Source organism: Labilibaculum antarcticum, assembly GCF_002356295.1.
Taxonomy (GTDB): Bacteria; Bacteroidota; Bacteroidia; order Bacteroidales; family Marinifilaceae; genus Labilibaculum; species Labilibaculum antarcticum.
Genome location: NZ_AP018042.1, coordinates 2,931,011 through 2,956,767, shown reverse-complemented (window position 1 = coordinate 2,956,767; position 25,757 = coordinate 2,931,011). Strand labels below are relative to the sequence as shown.

The window sequence follows — 25,757 nt, the reverse complement described above, 5'->3', positions numbered from 1 at the left end:
CTATATTAATGCAATTATTTGTTCCGCAATATCATCAGCTGCATTAGGCTTCGCTAAAGCCTTACAATTGATCGAAAGTTCAGTTAATTTTTCAGTGTTATTTATCAAATTTAATGCTGCATGAACCAATTCACGTTCGGCATCTATATCTTTTACCATTATCGCAGCACTTTTATTCACTAATGCCATTGCATTCTTGGTTTGGTGATCTTCAGAAACATTTGGAGAAGGCACCAGAATAGAAGGTTTCTCAACCAGACAAAGTTCCGAAATTGTACCTGCACCAGCTCTTGAAATTACCACATCCGCAGCAGCATAAGCCAAATCCATTCTTCCTAAAAAATCAAAAACCTTTAATCCGGGAATGTCCCAGTTTTTCAATTCTTCCCGAACTTTTTCAATGTAAATGTTTCCTGTTTGCCAGATCACCTGAACATCAGATTCTGCAATTTGTGAAAGAGAACCCAGCACACTATTATTAATTGTTCTGGCTCCTAAACTACCACCAACAACTAAAATGGTTTTCTTATCAGGATCTAATTGAAAATGACCCATTGCTTCCTGTCTTTTCGAAGCAATATTCAATAAGTCTTTTCGAACAGGATTCCCTGTTAATAATATTTTATCAGCAGGAAAAAATCGCTCCATTCCTTCGTAGGCAACACAAATTTTCTTTGCTTTTTTAGCCAGAAGTTTGTTCGTAATGCCTGCATAAGAATTCTGCTCTTGAATAACAGTTGGAACGCCCAATTTTGCAGCAACATGCAATAATGGTCCACTGGCATATCCGCCAACACCAACTACAGCATCAGGTTGAAATCCTTTGATTACAGCTTTTGCTTTCCAAATACTTCGAAGCAATCGAGAAAAAAATTTCAGATTCTCTTTCGAGAAACTTCTTTGCAATCCACGAATTGGTAGTCCAATGATATCATATCCTGCAGCTGGAACTTTTTCCATTTCCATTTTCCCTTCAGCTCCTACAAATAGAATTTCACAATCGCTGTGCTTTTGTTTTAAAGCATTTGCAATTGATATGGCAGGAAATATATGTCCGCCGGTACCACCACCACTTACGATTATTTTAATTTTATCCTTCATTCACTTTTGCTTCTTCATTCAATTTTTCTTCCTCATTTACCCAATTGCTCACACTCAGTATCATTCCAAATGCAGCACTGGTAAAAATTAAGGATGTTCCTCCCATACTTACCAAAGGCAAAGGTTGTCCCGTTACCGGGATTAGGTTAACCGATACTGCCATATTAGTCAATGCCTGAAAAACAATACTTAGCGCCAATCCGATTACCAAAAATGCGGGAAAAGTCCGATTGCATTTCCGAACAATCAAGCCAGCCCGATACATTAATATCAGGTAAAAAGACAGTATCACAAAACCTCCAATCCATCCCATTTCTTCCAAAATAATGGCATAAATAAAATCGGAATATGGATGTGGTAAAAAATTTCGTTGCGTGCTATTCCCTGGGAATTTTCCGAAAATCCCACCAGAAACAACAGCAATTTTTGCTTGCTCTACCTGATAATTCTGACTGTTATTTGCATTCGTCTCATCTTCATCGAAAAAATTTACGATTCGACTGCGTACGGTCTGAACACGCCCAATACTCGGAAGCAAAGGCGCCATTACAATCAGTATAATCACCAGTCCCAAAACAACACCTACCGATCCAAACAAATATTTTTTTGCTATTCTCCCAATAAACATCAGTAAATAACACACTCCACCTAATAATACTGAGGTAGAAAAATCATCCAGAAAAATCAGTAAACACACAATTCCAACAGGAATAACAATGTGCCAGAACGCCTCTTTTTTACAAGACTCATCGGCCTGATATCGTGATAATGTTCTGGAGACATGCAGTATTAATGCCAGCTTCGCGAGTTCTGATGGTTGAAAATTAAATCCAATACCAGGAATTGTAATCCATCTTGATGCATCGTTTAGATTTGTCCCGACGAGTTTGGCTAATATGAGCAAACCAATTGAAATTACCAGTACTATATTAGCAGAACTGGAATAGACTGTATAAGGAATTCGGTGTACCACATAAATGATAAAAAAACACCCTCCAAGTAACAGCAATTGCTTAATGAAAAAATAAGAAGTATTCCCTCCTCTTACTTTATAAGCAAGTGTTCCGGTTGAACTATATACAACGAGTAAAGAAATCATTGACAAAAAGAAGATAATGATCCAAATGACCTTATCTCCTTTTAAGTTCAAATTCTTTATCAACTTTGCCATCTCTTCAATTTATAAATTTCTAACTTCTTCTTTGAACTGATTACCGCGATCTTCATAATTCTGGAACAAATCGAAACTTGCACAAGCTGGTGATAGCAAAACAATTTCTTCCTTGTTAGCAATTCGATATGCCTGCTTCACCGCTTCTTCCATTGATTCGGCATCAACAATCACATCCACTTTACCATCAAATGCAGCATGAATTTTTGAGTTGTCAATACCCAGACACACTATCCCTTTCACTTTTTCTTTCACCAAATCGGCAAGAACACCGTAATCGTTGCCTTTATCAACACCTCCAACAATCCAAACAACTGGCTCATCCATACTCTCCAAAGCGTACCATGTAGAGTTGATATTTGTGGCTTTCGAATCATTTATAAATTGAATTCCTCTAACCCGAACAACTTTTTCAAGACGATGATCTACACCTTGAAAATCGCTTAAACTTTCGCGAATTACTTCTTTACGGATTTGCAGTACACTTCCGGCAATTCCTGATGCTAAAGAATTATATACATTATGAATTCCAGGTAAAGACAAATCTTTTTTATCCATAGAAAATAGATTTTCGTTGTATTGAATTTTTAAAAGTTCGTTCTCAATCCACCCGCACATTTCTTTTTCTTCACGAACAGAGAAAGGCAATAATTGAGCTAGAGTGTCACAATTCATCAATTCTTTTTTGATGATTTCATCATCTGTGCAAAACACGAAAGAATCCTCTGATCTCATATTTTGCAATATTCTGAATTTTGAATTGATATAATTTTCCATTTTATAATCATACCGATCTAAATGATCTGGCGTAATATTCAAAAGTATGGCAATATTCGCTCTAAAATCATACATTCCATCTAACTGAAAGCTACTCAGTTCGACAACATAGTGCGTATAATCTTTTTCAGCTACTTGCCATGCAAGACTATCCCCTACATTTCCTGCTAAACCAACATGCAAACCAGCCTTCTTTAGCATATGATACAAAAGCAAGGTAGTTGTTGTTTTTCCATTGCTGCCAGTAATACAAATCATCTTTGCATTGGAAAACCGACCAGCAAATTCAATTTCCGAAACAACCGGAATATTTCTTTCAATCAGCTTAACAATTAAAGGTGACGTGTCCGGAATACCAGGACTCTTCACTACTTCATCAGCTAAGAATATGAGAGATTCCGTATGTTGCTTTTCCTCAAAAGCAAGCTGATATTTATTCAGCGCCATCCTATACTTAGGACTTATCTCTCCAAAGTCCGAAACAAACACATCAAAGCCTTTTGATTTGGCCAACACAGCCGCACCAACACCACTTTCCCCTGCACCTAATATGACGATTCGTTTTGTCATTTGTTCTTATCTAATTTTTAGAGTTACTATTGTTATAATGGCCAAAAAGATTCCAATGATCCAAAACCGAGTCACGATTTTGGGTTCTGGATATCCCATCATCTGATAATGATGATGAAGTGGAGCCATTTTAAAGATCCTTCTTCCTTCACCGTATTTCTTTCTTGTGTATTTGAACCAAGAAACCTGCATCATTACAGAGATATTCTCCACAAGAAAAATCCCACACAAAATAGGAATCAACATTTCTTTGTGAATAATGATAGCAAATACAGCTATAATCCCACCCAAAGAAAGACTTCCTGTATCTCCCATAAATACTTGTGCCGGGTACGAATTGTACCACATAAATCCGATAGTTGATCCTATAAAAGCTGCAATAAAAATTACGAGCTCACCAGAATTGGGAATGTACATGATATTCAAATAATCGGCATATACAACATGACCCGACACATAGGCCAATATTCCCAAAGTAGCCCCAATAATAGCCGAAGAACCTGTTGCCAAACCATCCAAGCCATCTGTAATATTTGCTCCATTCGAAACGGCCGTAACAATAAATATGGTAATGATTATAAAAACCAGCCATGCTAATATTGGTGAGTATTCTCCACCAAAAGCAACCAGAGATTCATAATCGAATTCATTATTTTTAAAAAATGGAATGGTCGTTTTTGTTGACTTTACATCTTTTGTTAAACGAGTTGTTCCTGGTGCTACGGATGAAAAACCTTCATCAACCATTTCTGTTTGAGTTCCTAATTCATCAATAGTTGTTTTTTCACGAACCACCACATCATCACTAATATAAAGAGTTAGTCCAACAATTAAACCCAAGCCAATTTGACCAGCGACTTTAAACTTCCCGCTTAAACCTGCTTTGTCCTTTTTAAAGACTTTGATATAATCATCGATAAAACCAATTAGGCCTAACCAAATTGTTGTAATGATCATTAGCCAAATGTAGATATTATCCAATTTGGCAAAGAGTAAAACCGGAACAAGAATGGAAAGAATAATAATAAGTCCACCCATAGTTGGAGTTCCTTTTTTCTCCATTTGTCCTGCCAAACCTAAATCACGAACGACCTCTCCAATTTGTTGTTTCTGTAATAATTGGATGATCTTTTTTCCAAATACAGTTGCAATAAATAACGAAGTCATAATCGACAAGGCCCCCCGAAATGAGATATATTCAAACATCCCTGCTCCAGGAAAATCCAAATGATTTAAATATCTAAATAAATAGTACAACATAGCTACAGCTTAAAAATTTCTCTTATTATTTCCTTATCATCAAAATGATGCTTAACTCCTTTTATTTCCTGATAATCTTCGTGGCCTTTCCCTGCGACCAAAATAATATCATCTTTTTTAGCCAACATACATGCTGTTCGTATGGCTTCATTTCTATCCGATATTGCCAATACTTTTCGAGTATTATTCGCGGCCACTCCTTCTTTCATCTCTCGAATAATCTGATCCGGATCTTCAGATCGGGGATTATCTGACGTGAGAATGACCTTATCGCTTAGTTCTGCACTAATTTTCGCCATTAAAGGTCGTTTCGTTTTATCCCTATCACCACCAGCACCAACAACAGTTATTACTTGCTCGTTTCCCGATCGCAAAGTTCCGATAGTTTCTAAAACATTTTTCAATGCATCCGGCGTATGAGCATAATCAACAATAGCCATAATACCATCGATTGAAATGATGCTTTCAAATCGTCCATCAACAGATTTCAGTTCACTGATTCCTTTTAGTACTTCCTCCTTATTTTGATTTAACAATCGAGCCGTACCATAAACTGCCAATAGATTGTGAGCATTAAAGTCGCCAATGAAATTAGTCCATACTTCCGCCCCGTCCATTTCTAGAAGCATACCAGAAAAGTGCTTTTCCAAAATCTGACAACGGTAATCAGCAAAAGAACGAGTAGAGTAGCTAAACTTATGCCCTTTCATATTCTGAAGCATTAACTTTCCATTCTTATCATCGGCATTTGTAATGGCAAATGATTTCTTGCCCAATTGATCAAAAAATGCTTTTTTAACCTTTAAATAAGCATCGAATGTTTTGTGATAATCGAGATGATCGTGAGTGATATTTGAAAATATCCCTCCTTTAAAATTCAAGGCACCAACTCTTTTTTGGTCGATGGCATGTGAACTTACTTCCATAAAACAATATTCGCATCCAACCTCTACCATTTCCGCCAGCAGGGCATTTAACTGCAATGAGTCTGGTGTTGTATGAGTTGCTTTAATTTCTTTTTCATCGACATAATTGCAAACTGTCGACAGTAGACCAACTTTATATCCCAGCTTTTTAAACAAATGATAAAGAAGTGTAGCAATTGTAGTCTTCCCATTTGTTCCGGTTACGCCAACCAATTGAATATTCTCTGTTGGTTTGTTGTAATAAGTATGAGCTAATTGAGAAAGAGCAGCCGAAGAATCTTCAACCACGATATAACTTGTTTCGGAAGTACTGCTTTTTGGCAACTCTTCACAAACAATCACTCTGGCTCCCTTTTCCACTGCAGTCTCAATAAAATCATGCCCATCCGACATAGTTCCCCGACATGCAACAAACAAATCACCACTTTTCACCTTCCGAGAGTCAAAATGAATCTCATTCACTTCAACATCCCTGTCCCCCTTTATACTTTGTATATTTACTGAACCAAATAGTTCATTTATATTTATTCCCATCTATTACATTTTAAGATAAACCAATTCTAATAAAATCACCCTTTTTAAAATAAGAGCCTGGTTCTATTGACTGCTTGGTAACAGATCCAACACCTTTTACCATAACTTTAAGCCCTGCATTTTCCAGTATATACAGCGCATCCTGAACCCCCATGCCTTTTACATTTGGCACCATGAATTTCTTTATTATTCTGTACTTGTATTCAATAATGGAGTCTTTTCGGGAGGAAATCACCCAATCGGACTGAATATCTTTATTCGCTATTTCAATATTCAATTCATCAAACACAACATTCAAATCATCTTTAGACCCATTTAATGAAATCGGCACTTTTGGTTCAAAATCTAAATCATCAGGCTTTATTGGATGCATTGAATAACTCATTGCGTATACTTTATCGGCTATTGTCTTAAATACCGGACCCGCCACCTGATTTCCATAAAATCCTTTGGTTTTATTAGGGCGGTTAATTACTACAATACAAGAATACATCGGATCATCGGCAGGAAAATAACCTACAAACGAGGCCTGATATACCTTAACCTTATACCCTTTATTTTTATCTGCTATTTGCGCAGTTCCTGTTTTTCCGGCAATTGTATAATTTGAGTTACGAAGATTTCTCGCCGTTCCTCTTAATACAACACCTTCCAACAGATTTCTCACATTTTTAAGTGTTTCTCCCGAACAAATCCTGGATTTTAAGACCTCCTTGTCGAAAGTTTGAATTACATCACCATGATACCTCAACTCTTTCACAAATCGAGGTTTCATCATTTTACCATTATTGGCAACTGCATTATAAAATGTTAGGGTTTGCAATGGTGTTTGCTGAACTGCGTAACCTATCGACATCCATGGTAAAGAAACCCCTGACCATGTTGGGTCATCAGGATACTTTATACTTGGAATACCTTCCCCTTTAATATCAAGTCCCAGTGGTTCATTCAATCGAAATTCATACAAACGATTAATAAAAGACCTTGGTTTATTTTTATAATGTTCATTTACCAATTTAGAGATCCCCACGTTTGATGATTTTTCAAACGCCTCCTGAACTGATATTTTTCCAAATCCTCCTGGATGAGAATCACGCATTTTTTCTTTGTAATAGCTAAACACACCATTCCCCGTATCAACAGAATCCATTGGTCCGACATAACCATCCTCGAACAAGGCCATTATTGATGCCAATTTAAATGTTGACCCAGGCTCTGTAGCCTCTCCAATAGCATAATTATAATCTTCCTTATACGATTGAGATGCTTCATCAAAACCCAAATTGGCAATTGCTTTAACGGCTCCGGTTTTCACCTCCATCAAAACAACCGATCCATGATCAGCATTATATTTTATAAGCTGTTGTTCCAAAGCTGATTCTGCCACATCCTGATAATTCACATCAATTGTAGTGATCAAATCGTTCCCATCTTTAGGCTCAACCGTATTTACCGGCAACCATCTACCTGACATTTTCTGAATAATACTAATGCCATCAACACCTTTTAGGTCATTTTCAAAAGCTCCTTCGATACCCACCTTTCCAATCTGCTGATTTTGTTGTCCATCCAGCAGATAACCGATTGTCCTATTGGCCAAATTTAAATGAGGCTGTATGCGTCTATTTTCTTGTTCACAGATTAATCCTCCCTTATTTTGACCCAATCGAAAAAGGGGAAAAGTCTTGATTTTTTTAAGACCTATGTAATTGATTTTCTTTCTATGAATCAAAAAATACCGATTTGATTTAGTCCGGTATTTTGCTTTCCAGAGCATGTTCCGATAATCCTTGGCTGATTTATCCTTAAAAAACCGAGACAAACAAAGTGCCAAAGAGTCGACATCGGAGCGAAAAAGAGAATCAGTTAATCCCGAAGCTTGAAAATCCATGCGAAGCTCATAGTAAGGCAAAGAGCTCGCCAATAATCGTCCGTCTGCAGCACAAATATCCCCCCGATTGGCCGACACGATCACATCTCGTCGCGAAAGAGATTGAGCTTTACTTCGCCATTTATCTCCCTCGAACAATTGCAAGGCTACCACTCTACCCACAATGAGTATTGCAAAAATAATCACCAAAGTGTAGATTGCCCCAACTCGCCATATGATATCCTTTTTTATCGGCACTACTTTTCTAAATATATTTTAATTGGAGGCTCGGTTGATTCAATCAAATCAAGCCCTTCACTTTTTACTCTTTTTACTACTTCCGATTGTTTACTCATATACATCAAATCAGATGCTGTTGTAATCGACTCAAACCTAAGCTCTGTTAACTCTTTCTCCAAACTAATCATATCACGATAAACCCGTTCGGAACGATACCTGTTACTGATATAAAAGATTCCCAAAACGACTAAAAAAATAATAAATGGCAACTGCTGAACCACTTCAGTTTTCGTTAAAATACTTCCATCAATAAAATCCTTAATCGAACCCGAAGAAGTTTCCTTCAGCTCCTCACTAGGCTTGATAAAATCATTGTATTTTTTACGAAATTTAAACATTGCTTAGTCTGTTTTAGGTTGAGCAATTCGAAGTTTAGCACTTCGCGCCCGTCCATTTAGTTCAATCTCCTTTTCACCCGGAACAATAACCTTCCGATTAATAGCAGTTAACGGCGTTTGCACATTTCCGAAAAAATCTTTCTCAGCGCTGCCGTCAAATTTTCCATCACGAATAAAATTCTTCACCAATCTATCTTCTAATGAATGATAAGTGATCACAACCAATCTTCCATCAGGCTTCAACATATCTGCCGACTGCAACAACATTTCCTTCAAAACATCCATTTCTTGATTCACTTCAATTCGAATGGCCTGAAATACCTGAGCTAAATATTTATGTTCTTTAAACTTAGGTGTACAAGGAACGATCACTTCTTTAAAATGCTGAATAGTTGTAAACGGCATTTCTTTTCGTTTAGTATCTACTAGATGAGCAAGCTTGCCCGGATTTTTCACCTCTCCATAAAATTTAAAGATCCGATACAGATCTTCAACGCTATACTCATTCAATAAATCAGCTGCAGTAAAATTTGAATCTTGATTCATTCTCATATCCAAATCACCATCAAAACGAAATGAAAAACCACGCTCAGCCACATCAAATTCGTGAGAAGAAACACCAAGATCAGCCAAAATCCCATCCACTTTAGGGTAGCCTAAATATTTCATGAAATTTTTAAAATATCTGAAATTATGACGAACGAATATAAATCGATCATCGTCAGGCACATTTTTTTCAGCATCTACATCCTGATCAAAACCAATCAACTTGCCTGTGGTAAGATGCTTAAGAATCTCCCGAGAATGACCTCCGCCACCAAAGGTAAGATCCACATAAATTCCATCTGGCTTAATATCCAACCCCTCGATGCTCTCTCCTAGTAAAACTGGAATATGATACGTACTCATTTTATTATCTTTTTATTGAATCACAAAGGAACAACACTAATTGCTCATATTCAACGATTACACATTATTTGAATCACCCCCTAAAATCTCATCTGCCAAATCACTAAATCCATCTTGTCCCAGAGCCGATTTTTCGTAAGTTTCTGTATCCCATATTTCAATTTTCCCATCCTGTCCGGCTAAGGTTATGTCTTTAGAGAACCCTGCAAAATCAAAAAACTTCTTCGGAATCAAAATCCTTCCGTTCCCATCAATCAAAACCTCTGCAGTACCTCTAAAAAACTCTCTTAAGAAACCTGCATGCTTCTTATTGAAAGGATTTACCTTTGCCCGTACAAGTTCGGTTTGCTTCTCCCATTCGGAAATTGAATACAGATCCAAGCATTTTTCATATAAATTTTTCCGCAAAACACAACGGCTCTCAGAACCTCCATTCAGGAGTTTCCGAAACGCTGAAGGTAGCAAAACGCGACCTTTCGAATCTAATCGGCAAGGATAATCACCTATAAATGTTACCATTGGGAAAATTAATTTACAATTGTAAAATTAGAGAAAAAATCACCACTTTCAACCACATCTTCCCACTTTTATTGTATTGTTGATAACTTTTCGCACACAACCTAACTAATTATCCCTCAATTATTTTGAGAATATTACAAAACTGTTAAAACAATGCAGGAAAATTGCGATATTTGCAAGCTATATTAAAAGATTACAAATTTTTATGCAAAAAGAGAACACTCCCGAGAGCTATTTAAAAATTGATATTGAGCGAGTTTTTGCGAGCAAAAGTGAAAAGATATCAAAATTACTCCCTGGTTTTATAATTCGCTACCTAAAGCGAATCATACACCAAGAGGAATTAAATGATTTCTTATCGAGAAGCCATCAAAAGAAAGGCATTGAATTTGCAGATAGTGTTTTAGAAGAATTGGACATCACTTTTGAGATCAAAGGCTTAGAAAATATCAAACAAGATGGACGATATATATTCGCATCCAATCATCCATTGGGTGGCCCTGATGGAATAATTCTAATCAGTATATTTGGCAAATATTTTCCTAAAATCAAATTTCTGGTTAACGATATATTAATGAATATTAAAAACTTATCAGACGTTTTTGTCCCAATAAACAAACATGGAGGACAGGCCAAAGAAACCGCGAAGATAATAGATGACGCCTACCAGTCGGAAGCAACAATGCTCACCTTTCCGGCAGGCTTAGTATCCCGAAAACAAAAAGGAAAAATTGAAGACCTGGAGTGGAAAAAAAGTTTTATTGCTAAGGCTAAAAAATACAAACGCGACATTGTGCCTATTCATATTGATGGAAGGAACTCCAATTTTTTCTACAATCTTGCAAATCTTAGGAAGTTCCTAAGATTAAAATCTAATTTGGAAATGTTATATTTGCCGAACGAATTATTTAAACAGCGAGGAAAAAAATTTACAATTAGTATAGGCAAACCAGTATCGTACCAAACCTTTGACAAAAGTATGTCGTATGATAGATGGGCTGAGAAAATGAAAAAAGAAACATATAAATTGACAAATCAATAAATTCTGTCACCTAAGATTCAATTCATTTTATCAAATATTAGCCACAACACTGTTCATTATTATCTATAATGTATAGTGTTTTTGAAAATCATTTCAACTATAAGGAATACCAAATAATAATAGTAATAATATCCTCACAAAGGAGCCAATAAACCAACTGATGAAAGAAATTATTCCCCCTGTACCGCGAGAAGAACTTGAAAAGGAGCTGACTGAAGAAAGATTTGTACGCAAGACCAACAAGGGATCGAATGAAATCTACTGTTTCACTCATCACGACTCTCCAAAATTAATGCGAGAAGTTGGCCGTTTACGCGAAATCTCTTTCCGTAAAGCTGGAGGAGGTACAGGTAAAGATATCGATATTGATGATTTTGATTTGAACGAGAAACCATATCATCAGTTAATTGTTTGGGATCCTAAAGCCAAAGAAATTCTTGGCGGATACCGATATATTTTATGCAAAGATGCTCCCGTTGACGAGAACGGTGATACATATCTGGCAACATCAAGACTTTTCAACTTCTCAGATGATTTCAAGAAGAACTATATGCCTCATACTATTGAGTTAGGGCGTTCTTTTGTTCAGCCTGATTATCAATCAATAAAGAAAGGAAGAAAAAGCTTATATGCTTTGGATAATTTATGGGATGGACTGGGCGCGTTAATCGTGGATTATCCTGAAATTAAATATTTCGTTGGCAAAGTAACCATGTATCCGGACTACAACAGAGATGCCCGTAATCACATCCTGTATTTTATGAATAAAATGTTCAATGATCCGGACAAATTGGCCACCCCCACAACTCCTCTTCAAACCAATATGGACACAGAGCAGTTAGAGAAAGATTTTTGCAAAGATACATTTGAAGAAAACTACAAAGTTCTATCTCAAAATGTTCGAAGAAATGGAGAAAATGTTCCTCCACTTATCAATGCATACATGGGCTTATCCCCAACAATGAAATGTTTTGGAACTGCCGTAAACACACACTTTGGAGATGTTGAAGAGACTGGCATCATGATTACAATCGCTGATGTATATGACAATAAGGTCGAAAGACACACATCTTCTTATCTTTCTTTACTACACATCAAATTTCCAAAAAGAAAATTGAGTTTCTTTAAAAAGAAATAACATCAAAAAGCATTCTGAAAAGGATGCTTTTTTATCAAGCCTAAAAGCAAAAAACCCATCTTTCACAAGATGGGTTTCTGTTTTTTTATAAGTTAATTCTAATAAGACCTCTTGTCATTTCCTTCACAGTAGTTAATAAAGGAAGTATTCACAACTTTATTCCCTCCAGGTGTTGGGTAGTTACCGGTAAAATACCAATCACCCGTATTGTCAGGACATGCAATATGAAGATTTTCTATTGTTTGATAAACAATCTTCACCTCAGCATCCATCACTTCTGGAGTTAATAGTACTGCAATTTTATCTGATATTGCTTCCGCTGTAAAAGGCTTGTAAATTTCTTTCACATAATTAACAACCTCTTCTTTCGGTAAATTCTCCTGTGCTTTACACTTCTTATACGTCTCATCAATAATACTCTCCAAACCCTGCTCTTTCAACATGGCAATGGCAGCATTAAAAGCAATAAACTCACCCATACGAGTCATATCTATTCCATAACAATCAGGATAACGAATTTGCGGTGCAGAAGAAACAATCACGATCTTTTTTGGATGAAGACGATCTAAAATCCGTAAAATACTTTGTTTCAAAGTTGTTCCTCGTACAATTGAATCATCAATAACAACCAGATTATCCTCTTTATTCTTAACAATTCCATAAGTAACATCATAAACATGCCCTACCAAATCGTCACGCCCTTCATCATTCGATATGAAGGTTCTCATTTTCGCATCCTTGATGGCAATTTTCTCAACTCGAGGCTCTACAGAAATAATTTCCTGAAGTTTTTCCTCAGTCCAATTTCCATTCAAATCATGAATCTGCTGTTTTTTCTGTTCCGTCAAGTGATGTCTAACCCCCTCCATCATTCCATAAAATGAAGTCTCCGCAGTATTAGGAATAAATGAGAACACCGTATTTTTCATATCATGACCAACAGATTCTAATATGGCAGGAGTCAACAATTGCCCCAGCTTTTTTCTTTCTTTATAAATATCTTTATCGCTTCCCCGGGAAAAATAAATTCTCTCGAAGGAACATGATCTTCTCTTTTGAGCCACACGCACAGGCACCTCGGCAACGTCACCATTTTTACGAATGATTAAAGCATTCCCTGGATCGATTTCCTTAATGGTATCGGCCTTAACATTTAAAGCTGTTTGGATAACTGGTCTTTCCGAAGCAACCACCACAATTTCATCATCGTGATAATAAAATGCCGGGCGAATTCCCCAAGGGTCTCTCATTGCAAAAGAATCTCCATGACCGAACAAGCCTGCAATTGCATAGCCGCCGTCCCAATCCCTACTGGCATTAGAAAGTACTTGCTTTATATCAATATTCCTTTCTATTTGAGGTGATATCTCCTGATTAGACAAACCATCATTTTTATACTGACGGAATAACATTTGATTTTCCTCATCTAAATAATGGCCAACTTTTTCCAGTATTGTAACCGTATCGGTATAATTCTTTGGGCATTGACCCAAACCAACCAATAAATTAAAAAGCTCATCAACATTTGTCAGGTTAAAGTTTCCTGCCAATACCAGATTTCTCGATTTCCAGTTATTTTCTCTCATTACCGGATGAACAAAATCAATACTGTTTCGTCCAAAAGTTCCATATCGCAAATGTCCCAAATACAATTCTCCTGCGAATGGCAAATTTGCCTTGGCCCATGCAGGGTCATTAAACTTCTCAGGATTTTTTGCCTCTGCTGCCGCCAGTTCGCTATACACGCCATCGAAAACATCTTTTATTGGTTGATCACTACATGAACGCTCACGATGAATGTATGTATTCCCAGGAGGCATATCCAATTTCAATCCAACAGCTCCAGCACCTTCCTGTCCTCTGTTGTGTTGTTTTTCCATCAATAGATAGAGTTTTTGAATACCATATCTCCACGATCCGTATTTTTCCTGATAGTACTCAAGAGGTTTTAGCAATCGAATCATTGCTATCCCACACTCGTGCTTTAGTTGGTCACTCATTATTAACTTCTTAAATGGTTATTTAGTTTGCATTTTGTTGTTCATTCTCTTCATCCAAAACAACCTCATCAAGCTCTTGCTGAATTGGTGTTAAATCAGAAAATAAAATATAAGTCTTTACCGGATAACTATTCGGGAAAAACTTTAGACAAGCTTTATTAAGCTCAATAGATTCAATCTTACTTCGAAAATTTCCAACAGTAACTCTAAAGTCGGGTGCCTTGTAAACAACATAAACCCTTTCGTCAGGAAACAATTCTCTAAATTCTTTCTTAACCCTAAATGCTTTTTCTCTATCTGTACTTCTGCCTGAAAAAATCTGGATTCGATATCCCGGAAAACCTGGATCCCTCGAATTTATCATTTCATCAGTCTTAAGAAGCTCCAGAATCCGGGCATCCTGAATAACATTTACTTTACCTAATGAATCATTTTTTCCCACATCACCAAACTGAACATCTTGCGCATTTGATGAGATACCAGATAAAATAAAAAAGGATAAGATTACTATTTTAACGTACTGCATTTTTCTTTGTTTATCAACACCTTTAAACCAAAATTTAATTCCGGTTTAAAGGTGTATGTTTTATTTTAACAATGTCCTTCAACTTAATCGTTAGGAATAGACAATATTGGAATTTCAGAACGATTTATCATTTGCTGAGCATATGACCCAAAGAACATATTAATTGAACTTTCAGCCTGTTCCGTCATAATTACAATTAAATCAGCATTTACTTCACGAGCATAATCAAGAGTTGAATATGTATTATTATCTCCTTTACGAAGGCTCTTCACGTAGTCAATATTCGCATCCTTAAGATAGTCTTCCCCCTGCTTCATGTAATGTTCAATCTTCCCAATAACATTCGTATCAGAAGTTTCATGAACGCCTAAAATATGAACCTTTGCATTACATCTGGAAGCTATCTCTTTTACAAATGGGATTTTCTTTCTTGTATCGGTACTTGCATCAATAGGCATTACAATTGTTTTCAATTGTCCTTTGGTAAATTCCTTTTGTACCGTTATAACAGGACAAGTAGAATTAGTTACAACCTTAACTGCATTGCTTCCTATAAAAAACTCTTCGAAGCCTGAAGCACCATAAGCTCCCATAAGAATCATATATGCATCGCCGTATTTCGCTTGATTTACGATTTCGCGATAAACACTTCCTGTTCTTATTTTAAAATCAAAAACTCCATTCCTAACGCAATAGTCAGCAGAATGAAGCTTAATTAATTTTTCAAAATATTCCTGTACTGTATGTATTATTTCATTCTTCAATTCTTCAAAATGAAAAGGGATTTCGAATTTCTCCGATTTCTGCACATGAACCATCCTAAGATGACAATCCAATTTATTTGACAAATAGATGCCAAACCTCAATGCTTTGAGTGAATCACCCGAAAAATCGACTGGAACTAAAATACGTTTCATGATGTCTACTTTTACATTAACACTTTATAACCATAACGCAAGAACTATTCCTAAATTTGAATAATACAATAACCAAACAGGATTTGAAAGAGATTTATTTTTCACAAACCCCCTATAAATCAAGCCTTTCTCAGACCCTTTATTTGGGGGATAAAAATACACAAAATTATTAAGCAACAAACACAATTTCGAAGCCAAAATAAACTAATGTCCTCTTTAACTGACTCTCGATAAAAATCAGTTAAGCTTCTTACTAAAAGTACAAATTAATCACCTATAAACCACTTCATTAATAATCATAAGCTCACCTACTAGAACGCCAACAAAATTTATTCTTCTTTACGGATTCTAAATCAGCTCTCCTTTCCTTGTCAATCAGTTGAGATAATATAACTTTGCACAAATTTTTTAATAAGGGAAACATCGAAATGAGCAATAACAGCAAGAAATTATTTTTGGAGACTTATGGTTGTCAAATGAATGTGGCCGACAGTGAAGTTGTGGCTTCGATAATGGAGCATGATGGTTTTACAATTATCAAAACCCGCGAAGAAGCTGATGTAATTCTAGTAAATACCTGCTCGATTCGTGAAAATGCTGAGACCAGAATTCGAGGAAGAGTGCAGGGATTTAGCGAATTAAAGAAAAAAAACCCAAAACTATTAATTGGTGTAATTGGTTGCATGGCTGAACGACTCGGCGAAAAATTATTTGATCAGGAAAAAAATGTTAACATTATTGTTGGTCCTGATGCTTATATGGATCTACCACTTCTTGTAAAAAAAGCCGAGAACGGAGAAAAAGCGATCAACGTAGAGCTTTCCCTTACTGAAACTTACAAAGATATTTGCCCGTCGAGAATTGATGAAACCTCGATATCAGGCTTTGTTTCTATCACAAGAGGTTGCAACAATTTCTGCACCTATTGTATTGTTCCCTATACCAGAGGACGTGAACGCAGCCGAAATCCGGAAAGTATACTTCAAGAAGTTAACGATTTATCGGAAAAAGGATACAAAGAAGTTACCCTTTTGGGACAGAATGTAAATTCCTTTGTCTTTAAAAACTCTATTTCAGAAGTCAGCTTCCCAGAGTTATTAGAAATGGTTGCAATTTCGGTACCGAACATGAGAATTCGATTCGCAACCTCGCATCCTAAAGACATGAGTGATGACACGCTAAGAGTTATCGCCAAAAATGATAATATCTGCAATTTCATTCACCTGCCGGTACAATCGGGAAGTGATTCCGTTTTAAAAGACATGCGCCGAAAATACACACAGGAATGGTATAAAAACAGGATTGAGGCAATTCATAAAATTATTCCCGGATGTGGCATTTCATCTGATATTTTCTGTGGATTTCATAACGAAAGCGAAGAAGATTTCAACCAAACCATTGAATTAATGAAATGGGCGAAATTCGATTTGGCCTATATGTTCAAATATTCAGAACGCCCGGGAACATTTGCCTACAAGAATTTAGCAGACAATGTTCCTGAAGATGTAAAGCAAAGAAGATTGGAAGAGATGATTGTGCTGCAAAATCAGATATCATTAGAAAACAATCAAGGTGACATTGGAAAAGTTTTCGAAGTTTTAATCGAAGGAATTTCAAAGAGATCGGAACAGGATGTGTACGGAAGAACTTCACAAAACAAAGTGATCGTATTCCCCAAAAAAGAGTACAAAATAGGTGATCTCGCAAATGTGATTGTGAAAACTTGCACCAAGGCAACCCTTGTGGGAGAAGCTGTATAAATTACAAGACATATCAGAATCCAACAAAATTGAAACATTCAAATTTGTTGGATTTTTTTATGCTATTTTCACTAACTTTCTTCAACCTAAACTTACTTTTATGAAAATTAAGATTCGACCGGAAAATAAGAATGATTACAAAGTAATATCCATGATTAACGACATGGCTTTTGGTCAGGAAGCTGAAGGAATATTGGTAGAGAAGCTACGTAGAAATAAAAAGTACAGTAAAGATCTTTCCCTGGTTGCTTGTATGGGAAATGAAATTGTTGGTCACATCCTGTTCTTTCCTGTTGAAATTAAAGCTGACGATAACACATTTGAAGCTTTGGCGCTGGCACCTATGTCGGTAATACCCGAGTTGCAAGGCTTAGGAATTGGTTCACAATTACTAGAAAATGGATTGGCCAAAGCAAAAAAATTGGGGCACAAATCAGTGATTGTTTTAGGTCACCCTGAATTTTATTCCAAATTTGGTTTTACCCCAGCTTCCAAGTTCAAAATAACATGTCCTTTTGAAGTGACTGATGATGTTTTTATGGCACTTGAATTGGAAAAGGATTCCTTGAAATCGGTTTCTGGATGCGTTGCATATCCAAAAGAGTATAAAGATCTCTAAACCACATCAAAATCAATCACTCAACCACAGCTGACAGTCCGATAACGAACAGTATTTTGTTCACATCCGAACAATAATAATTATCTGCAACACAGCACTTTCAGCACAGCACACACACAATCAACTGCTTATTGGCTTTGGTACAAATTATGATACTATCATGAAATTAATATTATTATTCATGGAAATGTTATGTCCTAATTTTTAACACAACTCGATAAAGCATGATTAAAAAGCTGTTTTTCATCACCACGTTTTTAGTTGCACTTGCACAAAGTCTTCTCGCTATGGATACGCCTCAATGGCTCCGTTATCCATCAATCTCTCCAAATGGTCAAACTATTGTTTTTGAATATGGGGGTGATTTATTCACCATTCCTGCAGAAGGTGGCAATGCCACATCACTAACAAGTAACCAAGCATACGATTATCAACCAATTTGGTCTCCCGACAGCAAAACAATTGCTTTCGCATCCGACCGATATGGGAATTTTGATATTTTCACTATTCCTGCAACAGGCGGAGCACCTAATCGAATTACCTTTAATTCCAAAGGAGAAACACCATCTAGTTTTACTCCGGATGGTCAAAATATTTTATTCTCATCAACAATTAGTGATGATTCGAGAAACGCTATGTTTCCATCGGGAGTACTTCCTGAGTTATACAGCGTTCCTGCTAAAGGTGGTAAAACATCACAAGTACTCACAACTCCTGCTTTGGATGCGAAGTACAGCAAAGACATGAATTACATCCTGTATCGCGACAGCAAAGGATACGAAAATCATTGGAGAAAACACCACACTTCGGCTGTTACCAGAGATATTTGCTTGTATGACGTACAAAATAAAACGCACAGTCAATTTTCAACATTTAAAGGCGAGGATTTGTATCCCGTTTTTAATTCAGCCAATGATGAGATCTACTACTTAAGTGAAAAATCGGGTAGTTTTAATGTTTGGAAAGCTCCTGTAAGCAATAAAACCCAACTCACTCAAATCAGTACATTCGACAAACATCCTGTTCGCTTCCTAAGTATTTCGGAAAACGACAAGCTTTGTTATTTCTGGAACGGAGAAATTTACACTCAGGAAGAGGGTAAAGATCCAATTAAACTCAATGTAAATATCACTACCGACAGGAAGGAAAATGAAGTGAGTTTTGAAAAACTAAGCAGTGGCGCTACTGAGATGAGTGTTTCTTCTGATGGAAAACAAGTTGCCTTTATTATACGCGGAGAAGTTTTTGTGACTTCGGTTGAATACGGAACTACTAAACGAATTACCAACACTCCGGAACAGGAACGCTCGGTAAGCTTTAGTCCTGACGATGAAGCACTGCTTTATGCTTCGGAGAGAAATGGCAGCTGGAATTTGTACCAAAGCAAAATGACACGGGAAGATGAAGCTCAGTTTTCCAATTCGACCCTTTTAAAAGAAGAAGCAATTTTAGAAATTCCTGCTGAAACCTATCAGCCAAAATATTCTCCTGATGGCAAAGAAATTGCTTTTCTTGAAAATCGGGTTATCCTTAAAGTAATCAATATCGAATCGAAAAAAGTTAGAACTATTTTGGGTAAAGAGTGGAACTACTCTTATTCCGATGGAGATCAGCATTACGACTGGTCGCCTGACGGCAAATGGTTTCTTGTGAATATTTATCCTCATACCCTTTTTATGCCTGATGCAGCAATGGTAGATGCTCAGGGAAATCAGAAGGTGATTAACCTTACTGAAAGTGGCTATAGCGATTCCGAGGCCAAGTGGTCGTTAAAAGGAGATGCGATGATTTGGTTTACCGACAAGCGAGGATATCGCAGTCATGGAAGCTGGGGCTCACAATCGGATGTATACGTTCAATTCTTTAATCAGAAAGCATTCGATGATTTTAAACTTTCGAAAGAAGAAAAAGAAATAAAAGAAGAAGCTGAAAAAGATAAAAAAGAAGAAGACAAGGACGCTGAGAAAGACAAGAAAAAAGATAAAAAGGATAAAAAAGAGAAAGACAAAGTTGAAGATTTAAACATTGAATTTTCCGGAATGGAAGATCGTCAGGTTTGCTTAACGATCAATCCATCGAACCTTTCTGATGCGATTTTAACTCCTGATGGAAAAAAATTATTCTACCTCAGCAAATTTGAAGATGGCTATGATCTTTGGGTGAATGATCTGGAAGAGAAAGAAACCAAAAAAATTCTTGATTTAAAAGGTGGCGGTGGCGCTATGCAGTTCGACAAGGAGGCAAAAAACCTGTTTTTAATGTCGGGCAAGAGCATTATAAAAGTAGATGTTGCTACAAACAAACGAAAAGACATTAGCTACACGGCTGAGATGTATTTGGACAAGGCCAAGGAGAGAGAATATCTTTTTGAGCACGTTTGGCGCACGATGCTAAGAAAATTTTACGATCCGGAAATGCATCAGCTTGACTGGGATTTTTACAAAAGTGAATACAAGCGATTTTTACCTTACATCAATAACAATTACGATTTTGCAGAAATGCTAAGCGAGTTATTGGGCGAGTTAAATGCTTCGCATACAGGCTCTGGTTATCGGGCAAAATATAAGAATGCCGACAAAACAGCTGAATTGGGTGCATTCTTGGATTGGAATTTTGAAGGAGATGGTCTGCGAATTGCCGAAGTACTGGAAAAAGGACCTCTAAATCAGGCCGATTCAAAGATTAAAGCGGGTACTATCATCGAAAAAATTGATGGAAATGTGATTCCTAAAAACGAAAGTTACTTTCCATTATTGAACCACAAAGCTGGTAAAAAAGTATTACTGAGCCTTTACAATCCATACACGAAGGAACGTTGGGAAGAAACAGTGAAACCTGTTTCGAGCATCAACACCCTATTGTACGAACGTTGGGTGAAAAAACGTCAGGCAGAATGCGAACGCTTGTCGAACGGACGAATTGGATATGTTCATGTAAAAGGAATGGATTCGCCAAGTTACCGGAAAGTGTATTCTGAAATGCTAGGTAAGTATGCTACTTATGAAGCGATTGTTGTTGACACCAGATTTAACGGAGGAGGCTGGCTGCATGATGATTTAGCGACTCTGCTTAGCGGAGAAGTTTACTCTACCCTATCGCCAAGAGGACAGGATTTTGGAACCGAACCTATGAATAAATGGAAAAAGCCATCGGCTGTTCTTATCAGTGAAAGTAATTACTCCGATGCTTGTGCATTCCCTTACGTATATCAGACATTAAAAATTGGCAAACTGATCGGGATGCCGGTTCCAGGTACCATGACTGCAGTATGGTGGGAAACTTTGCAAGATCAGTCCTTGTATTTTGGAATGCCAATGGTGGGTGTAAAAGATACCAAAGGGCATTACATCGAAAATCAACAAATTGAACCGGATATTAAAGTTGCAAACGACTATGAAGTTGTAACCAAAGGTGATGATCAGCAACTTAAAAAAGCGGTTGAATATTTGCTACAAGAAATTGATGGAAAATAGTCTGTGAAATCAATGATCCTGCAAGGAACACTTCTTCGATGTGAAGAAGTGTTCTGCAGGTATCAAAAAAGCACATGGATTAAAATCTTTACAGCATAACAGCAACAACAGAAATTGGACGATTAAGTGTAAATGAGACGAAGCTCATCCCTCCTTTGATCACCTCAAATGAATTGGGTTTCGTTCTCATTTTACTGATAAGGTTTTTCCTGGAAAACAATACAGAAAAAATCACAAGAGATATTTCCATCCCCTTTTAATAACCACTTGACAAAAGGAATTACAGGGGTCTATCCACCTACTTTTTTCAAGACATGAACAGACATAATTTGCCGGAAATTACACAGAACAGGGGTTCTTGTTATTTTCGGTTTTTTGTTTACAGCAACCTGAAAAATTCTCTTGACACATTTTACAACAATCAACCTACTAACATTCCTATTTTATCATTAACTTAATAAACTATTGATTTTCAGCAAAAACAAACAAATTACTAAACACATAAAAATTCACAGAAAATAAAAATTTTATTATGAAACGATTCATTTATCTGGCTTTACTCCTCGGCATTTCAAGTGCAAATGCTCAGGAGAACATAAGCTATCAGAAGCCTTCATCAGAGATTTTAGATTTGGTTGATGTGAAGGTTGCCCCATCGGTACTTATTGATGAAAGTAAAGATTTTATGGTTTTACGATATCGTGATTCGTACAAAACCATTGCCGAACTTTCTGAAATTGAATTGCGTTTAGGTGGTTTACGAATCAACCCAAAAACAAATATAGGCAGCAGAACAAACTACTACAATGATCTGAAATTAATCAACTTAAAGGAAACAAATGCGAGTCCGAAACCCGTAACCGGATTACCGGAAAATCCTCGTTTGGCTAATTTCAAATGGTCACCCGATCAGAAAAAAATCGCTTTTACTCATACGAGCCAAACAGGTGTGGAGATTTGGGTTTTGGATCTTAAAAAAGCTGTCGTTACAAAACTAACCGAAGCCAAGATTAATGCCAATATGGGGGATGTAATTAATTGGTTCGAAGACAGTAAATCCTTATTGGTAAAAATGATTTCTGAAGACAAAAAAGAACTCATCGATACAGAAAACAGCATTCCAACAGGACCAACAATATCGGTTAACGAAGGCAGTAAAGCTCAAAACAGAACCTATCAGGATTTATTGAAAAACAAGAATGACGAATACAATTTTGAGCAATTGGCTCTCTCTGATCTTTACAAGATATCCCTTAACGGAGATAAAGCGAAATGGTTAGGAGCAGCAATGTTTGGAAGTATTAGCTTCTCTCCTGATGGAAAATATGTAATGCTGACTACTGTTGAAAAACCATTTTCCTATTTAGTGCCCTACTCAAGATTTCCCTTTAAAACCACCATTTATTCGAGCAAAGGCGAAATGGTGCAAACAGTTTTGGAGGTGCCTTTGATTGAAGAACTGCCAAAAGGATTTATGGCAATAAGAACCGGAAGAAGAAATTTGAATTGGCGCGATGACAAACCTGCCACTCTCATTTATGCTGAAGCCCTGGATGGTGGAGATCCCGAAATAAAAGTGGATTTTAGAGATGAAGTATTTGAACTGGAAGCTCCTTTTAATGGCACTCCAAAAAGTATTCTAAAAACGATCAATCGATTCTATACTATTGATTGGGCCAACGACAACATGGCAATTGCCATGGATTATTGGTGGAACTCAAGAAACACAAAAGCTTATGTATTCAACCCTTCGGATGCCAGCCAAAAAGCCAAAATAATTTCGGACCGCAACTATCAGGACAAATACAATGATCCGGGAAACTTTGTGCACAAAAGAAATAAATTCGGAAACTACGTACTGGCTTTAGAAGGTGATAATGCCTTCTTAATTGGTGATGGTTACTCAGAAAAAGGACAGTATCCTTTTGTTGATCAGTTAAATTTAAAGACTGAAAAAACCGAACGTTTGTATCAATCTACTTACGAAGAAAAAATTGAAGATATTCAAGATTTTGATCCTGTAAACAAAGAGTTATTGGTGCGTATTGAATCTAAAACCGAATATCCCAATTATTATTTTAGAGATATCGACAAAGCAAAATTAAAGCAGCTCACCAGCTTCGAGAATCCTTTTAAAAGCATTCAAAACGTGCATAAAGAGGTTCTAAGCTACAAGCGAGAAGATGGACTGGAGCTATCCGGAACTTTGTATCTTCCTGTAGGATATGATGCAAACAAAAAAGAAAAAATGCCAATGATTTTGTGGGCTTATCCTGAAGAATTTAAGGACAAAGCAAGTGCTTCCCAAAACACTCAAAATCCAAATGAGTTTACCTATCCTTACTGGGCATCCCCGATTTACTGGGTAACTAAAGGCTATGTTGTTTTAGATGATGCATCATTCCCTATTGTTGGAGAAGGTGAAACAGAGCCAAACGATTCATTCCGTAAACAGCTGGTTTCAAATGCAAAAGCAGCAATTGATGCTGTTGATGCTTTAGGTTATATCGATAGAAATAAAGTAGCTGTAGGCGGTCACAGTTACGGCGCTTTTATGGTAGCTAATTTACTAAGTCATTCAGATTTATTTGCTGCTGGTATTGCGCGAAGCGGGGCTTACAACCGAACACTAACACCTTTCGGATTTCAAAGTGAAGAACGCTCTTATTGGGATAGTCCTGAGGTATACTACAAGATGTCGCCTTTTATGCATGCCGATAAAATGAAAACTCCTTTGCTCTTAATTCACGGTGAGGCTGACAACAATTCAGGAACTTACCCAATGCAAAGTGAGCGATATTTTAACGCTCTAAAAGGATTGGGAGCTAATGTTCGATTGGTGATTTTCCCTAAAGAAAGTCATGGCTACAGAGCCAAAGAGAGTATCCTTCACATGTTGTGGGAACAAGATCAGTGGCTTGATAAATACGTTAAAAATCGAAAAGCAGAATAAGCTAATCACGATAACACAAGAAGGGAGTCCATTAGTAAAGATGGATTCCCTTTTCTTTTTAAATTAAATACCACACTCTGAATCTCACTTGTGTTTTGTAATTTTGATTTTCAAACACAACGACACAAGCCATTCCATGAACTTCGAAATTAGTAAAGCTGCAGACTTCAAAACAATTAACTGGTCGGGCGGAACAAGCACTCAACTTTTCATATATCCGCCAACATCTGATTATCAGCGACGGGATTTTGATTTTAGACTAAGCACAGCTACGGTTGAAGTTGAAGAATCAGATTTCACTTCCCTACCCGAGGTGTCGCGAAAAATAATGATTTTAGATGGCGCTATTGAGATCATTCACGAAAACCGTTACCGCAAAAAGCTTAGGAAATTCGATACAGACAGCTTTGAAGGAGGGTGGAAAACCTCATCGGTTGGGAAATGCATCGACTTTAATTTGATGACACGCGGCACGGCATCAGGAGAGATATTGGCACTCTCTATTGAAAAGAACAAAGCAACAACTATCAGCATTGACGGGAAAGCAGATTATCTCATTTTATATGTTTTCTCGGGAGAAATCAGTCTAACTACCAATCAAGAAATTCATCAGCTGCAACAAGGAAATCTGCTGGTGATTACTCAATTTGACAGCTTAAACCTGAAGCTAAGCGGAAGTAAAGATAGTGAGGTGATCCTCTCGGAAATTATTCTTTAAGCGAACATGCTTAGTTCAGAAACCGACTCCGGAATTTTTCACAACAAGGAGGCTATTAGCAACAGAATTGTAAGGCAATGATGTAGTAGAAGTGCATTATAGTTAACCGGAAGGGAGTCTGTCTGTAACGAGCTCCTTTTTCTTTATAATCCCGATTGCAATTGATCCGCAAAAGCTTCCCAGAAATACGGAATCCCAACAAACTCAATAAGTATAATGCTATTATTGATTGTAAACTATTCATTGACAGGCAACTGGACTATTTAATTTCAAAATAGCATTATTATTTAAATTAATTCTATTTAACATGGTAATCAGAATAAGAATCCCTTGTTT

At 36.8% G+C, this 25,757-nt stretch carries 19 protein-coding genes; 7 read left to right on the top strand and 12 right to left on the bottom strand.

Annotation, left to right across the window (positions count from 1 at the left end; genetic code table 11):
* Genes murG through ALGA_RS11610 form a run of 9 tightly spaced genes read right to left on the bottom strand, consistent with a single transcriptional unit; the run spans position 1 to position 10,275 of the window.
* Positions 1-1,101: an undecaprenyldiphospho-muramoylpentapeptide beta-N-acetylglucosaminyltransferase gene (gene murG / locus ALGA_RS11650; protein ID WP_096429463.1), complete on the bottom strand. Its 1,101-nt coding sequence runs from the start codon at positions 1,099-1,101 to the stop codon at positions 1-3.
* Entirely contained in the window at positions 1,091-2,272 is a 1,182-nt protein-coding gene (locus tag ALGA_RS11645; RefSeq protein WP_096429462.1) for an FtsW/RodA/SpoVE family cell cycle protein, read from the bottom strand. Before ALGA_RS11645 ends, murG begins: the two co-directional genes overlap by 11 nt.
* Positions 2,273-2,281: 9 nt before the next feature.
* A complete protein-coding gene (gene murD, locus ALGA_RS11640; RefSeq protein WP_096429461.1) occupies positions 2,282-3,619 on the bottom strand; it encodes a UDP-N-acetylmuramoyl-L-alanine--D-glutamate ligase in 1,338 nt (445 codons plus the stop codon).
* A 6-nt stretch (positions 3,620-3,625) separates the two neighbouring features.
* Positions 3,626-4,879, bottom strand: a complete 1,254-nt coding sequence (mraY, locus tag ALGA_RS11635; RefSeq protein WP_096429460.1) for a phospho-N-acetylmuramoyl-pentapeptide-transferase — start codon at positions 4,877-4,879, stop codon at positions 3,626-3,628.
* A gap of 2 nt (positions 4,880-4,881) precedes the next feature.
* Entirely contained in the window at positions 4,882-6,339 is a 1,458-nt protein-coding gene (locus tag ALGA_RS11630) for a UDP-N-acetylmuramoyl-L-alanyl-D-glutamate--2,6-diaminopimelate ligase (RefSeq protein WP_096429459.1), read from the bottom strand.
* A 10-nt stretch (positions 6,340-6,349) separates the two neighbouring features.
* Complete coding sequence (locus tag ALGA_RS11625; RefSeq protein ID WP_096429458.1) at positions 6,350-8,467, bottom strand: penicillin-binding protein; 2,118 nt, start codon at positions 8,465-8,467, stop codon at positions 6,350-6,352.
* Positions 8,467-8,847 (bottom strand): FtsL-like putative cell division protein, encoded by a 381-nt coding sequence (locus tag ALGA_RS11620; RefSeq protein ID WP_096429457.1) that lies wholly within the window; start codon positions 8,845-8,847, stop codon positions 8,467-8,469. Before ALGA_RS11620 ends, ALGA_RS11625 begins: the two co-directional genes overlap by 1 nt.
* 3 nt (positions 8,848-8,850) lie before the next feature.
* Positions 8,851-9,756 (bottom strand): 16S rRNA (cytosine(1402)-N(4))-methyltransferase RsmH, encoded by a 906-nt coding sequence (gene rsmH, locus ALGA_RS11615; protein ID WP_096429456.1) that lies wholly within the window; start codon positions 9,754-9,756, stop codon positions 8,851-8,853.
* 57 nt (positions 9,757-9,813) lie between these two features.
* Positions 9,814-10,275, bottom strand: coding sequence for a division/cell wall cluster transcriptional repressor MraZ (locus ALGA_RS11610; protein ID WP_096429455.1), 462 nt, complete (start codon positions 10,273-10,275; stop codon positions 9,814-9,816).
* Positions 10,276-10,480: 205 nt separating this feature from the next.
* Between ALGA_RS11610 and ALGA_RS11605 the strand changes: the two genes are divergently transcribed.
* Positions 10,481-11,317 carry a 1-acyl-sn-glycerol-3-phosphate acyltransferase gene (locus ALGA_RS11605; protein ID WP_096429454.1) on the top strand — a complete coding sequence of 279 codons (837 nt, stop codon included), beginning with the start codon at positions 10,481-10,483 and terminating at the stop codon, positions 11,315-11,317.
* A gap of 160 nt (positions 11,318-11,477) precedes the next feature.
* A complete protein-coding gene (locus ALGA_RS11600; RefSeq protein WP_096429453.1) occupies positions 11,478-12,455 on the top strand; it encodes a GNAT family N-acetyltransferase in 978 nt (325 codons plus the stop codon).
* A 98-nt stretch (positions 12,456-12,553) separates the two neighbouring features.
* On the opposite strand, the gene ALGA_RS11595 is transcribed toward ALGA_RS11600, so the two are convergent.
* From ALGA_RS11595 to ALGA_RS11585, 3 genes are all read right to left on the bottom strand, one after another.
* The gene (locus ALGA_RS11595; RefSeq protein WP_096429452.1) at positions 12,554-14,455 is read right to left on the bottom strand and encodes an amidophosphoribosyltransferase; all 1,902 of its coding nucleotides are present in this window, start codon (positions 14,453-14,455) and stop codon (positions 12,554-12,556) included.
* A gap of 22 nt (positions 14,456-14,477) precedes the next feature.
* On the bottom strand, positions 14,478-14,981 hold the full coding sequence (locus ALGA_RS11590) for a hypothetical protein (RefSeq protein WP_096429451.1): 504 nt from the start codon (positions 14,979-14,981) through the stop codon (positions 14,478-14,480).
* 83 nt (positions 14,982-15,064) lie between these two features.
* On the bottom strand, positions 15,065-15,898 hold the full coding sequence (locus ALGA_RS11585) for a universal stress protein (protein WP_096429450.1): 834 nt from the start codon (positions 15,896-15,898) through the stop codon (positions 15,065-15,067).
* Positions 15,899-16,326: 428 nt separating this feature from the next.
* Between ALGA_RS11585 and miaB the strand changes: the two genes are divergently transcribed.
* The 5 genes from miaB to ALGA_RS11560 all read left to right on the top strand — a co-directional run bounded on the left by miaB (position 16,327) and on the right by ALGA_RS11560 (position 25,421).
* Positions 16,327-17,658 carry a tRNA (N6-isopentenyl adenosine(37)-C2)-methylthiotransferase MiaB gene (gene miaB, locus ALGA_RS11580; protein WP_096429449.1) on the top strand — a complete coding sequence of 444 codons (1,332 nt, stop codon included), beginning with the start codon at positions 16,327-16,329 and terminating at the stop codon, positions 17,656-17,658.
* 100 nt (positions 17,659-17,758) lie between these two features.
* A complete protein-coding gene (locus ALGA_RS11575; protein WP_096433602.1) occupies positions 17,759-18,277 on the top strand; it encodes a GNAT family N-acetyltransferase in 519 nt (172 codons plus the stop codon).
* 224 nt (positions 18,278-18,501) lie between these two features.
* Positions 18,502-21,750 (top strand): S41 family peptidase, encoded by a 3,249-nt coding sequence (locus tag ALGA_RS11570; RefSeq protein WP_197705553.1) that lies wholly within the window; start codon positions 18,502-18,504, stop codon positions 21,748-21,750.
* Between the two features lie 532 nt (positions 21,751-22,282).
* On the top strand, positions 22,283-24,703 hold the full coding sequence (locus ALGA_RS11565) for an alpha/beta hydrolase family protein (RefSeq protein ID WP_096429448.1): 2,421 nt from the start codon (positions 22,283-22,285) through the stop codon (positions 24,701-24,703).
* A gap of 136 nt (positions 24,704-24,839) precedes the next feature.
* Positions 24,840-25,421 (top strand): HutD/Ves family protein, encoded by a 582-nt coding sequence (locus ALGA_RS11560; protein ID WP_096429447.1) that lies wholly within the window; start codon positions 24,840-24,842, stop codon positions 25,419-25,421.
* Positions 25,422-25,757: the final 336 nt, after the last annotated feature.

What these genes read in the sequence shown, in the direction of transcription:
- ALGA_RS11620 (WP_096429457.1), bottom strand. Translation starts at nt 8,847, where the DNA reads ATGTTTAAATTTCGTAAAAAATACAATGATTTTATCAAGCCTAGTGAG.
- ALGA_RS11575 (WP_096433602.1), top strand. Translation starts at nt 17,759, where the DNA reads ATGAAAATTAAGATTCGACCGGAAAATAAGAATGATTACAAAGTAATA.
- murG (WP_096429463.1), bottom strand. Translation starts at nt 1,101, where the DNA reads ATGAAGGATAAAATTAAAATAATCGTAAGTGGTGGTGGTACCGGCGGA.
- mraY (WP_096429460.1), bottom strand. Translation starts at nt 4,879, where the DNA reads ATGTTGTACTATTTATTTAGATATTTAAATCATTTGGATTTTCCTGGA.
- miaB (WP_096429449.1), top strand. Translation starts at nt 16,327, where the DNA reads ATGAGCAATAACAGCAAGAAATTATTTTTGGAGACTTATGGTTGTCAA.
- ALGA_RS11560 (WP_096429447.1), top strand. Translation starts at nt 24,840, where the DNA reads ATGAACTTCGAAATTAGTAAAGCTGCAGACTTCAAAACAATTAACTGG.
- ALGA_RS11610 (WP_096429455.1), bottom strand. Translation starts at nt 10,275, where the DNA reads ATGGTAACATTTATAGGTGATTATCCTTGCCGATTAGATTCGAAAGGT.
- ALGA_RS11600 (WP_096429453.1), top strand. Translation starts at nt 11,478, where the DNA reads ATGAAAGAAATTATTCCCCCTGTACCGCGAGAAGAACTTGAAAAGGAG.
- ALGA_RS11595 (WP_096429452.1), bottom strand. Translation starts at nt 14,455, where the DNA reads ATGAGTGACCAACTAAAGCACGAGTGTGGGATAGCAATGATTCGATTG.
- ALGA_RS11570 (WP_197705553.1), top strand. Translation starts at nt 18,502, where the DNA reads ATGATTAAAAAGCTGTTTTTCATCACCACGTTTTTAGTTGCACTTGCA.
- ALGA_RS11630 (WP_096429459.1), bottom strand. Translation starts at nt 6,339, where the DNA reads ATGGGAATAAATATAAATGAACTATTTGGTTCAGTAAATATACAAAGT.
- ALGA_RS11565 (WP_096429448.1), top strand. Translation starts at nt 22,283, where the DNA reads ATGAAACGATTCATTTATCTGGCTTTACTCCTCGGCATTTCAAGTGCA.
- rsmH (WP_096429456.1), bottom strand. Translation starts at nt 9,756, where the DNA reads ATGAGTACGTATCATATTCCAGTTTTACTAGGAGAGAGCATCGAGGGG.
- murD (WP_096429461.1), bottom strand. Translation starts at nt 3,619, where the DNA reads ATGACAAAACGAATCGTCATATTAGGTGCAGGGGAAAGTGGTGTTGGT.
- ALGA_RS11590 (WP_096429451.1), bottom strand. Translation starts at nt 14,981, where the DNA reads ATGCAGTACGTTAAAATAGTAATCTTATCCTTTTTTATTTTATCTGGT.
- ALGA_RS11585 (WP_096429450.1), bottom strand. Translation starts at nt 15,898, where the DNA reads ATGAAACGTATTTTAGTTCCAGTCGATTTTTCGGGTGATTCACTCAAA.
- ALGA_RS11645 (WP_096429462.1), bottom strand. Translation starts at nt 2,272, where the DNA reads ATGGCAAAGTTGATAAAGAATTTGAACTTAAAAGGAGATAAGGTCATT.
- ALGA_RS11605 (WP_096429454.1), top strand. Translation starts at nt 10,481, where the DNA reads ATGCAAAAAGAGAACACTCCCGAGAGCTATTTAAAAATTGATATTGAG.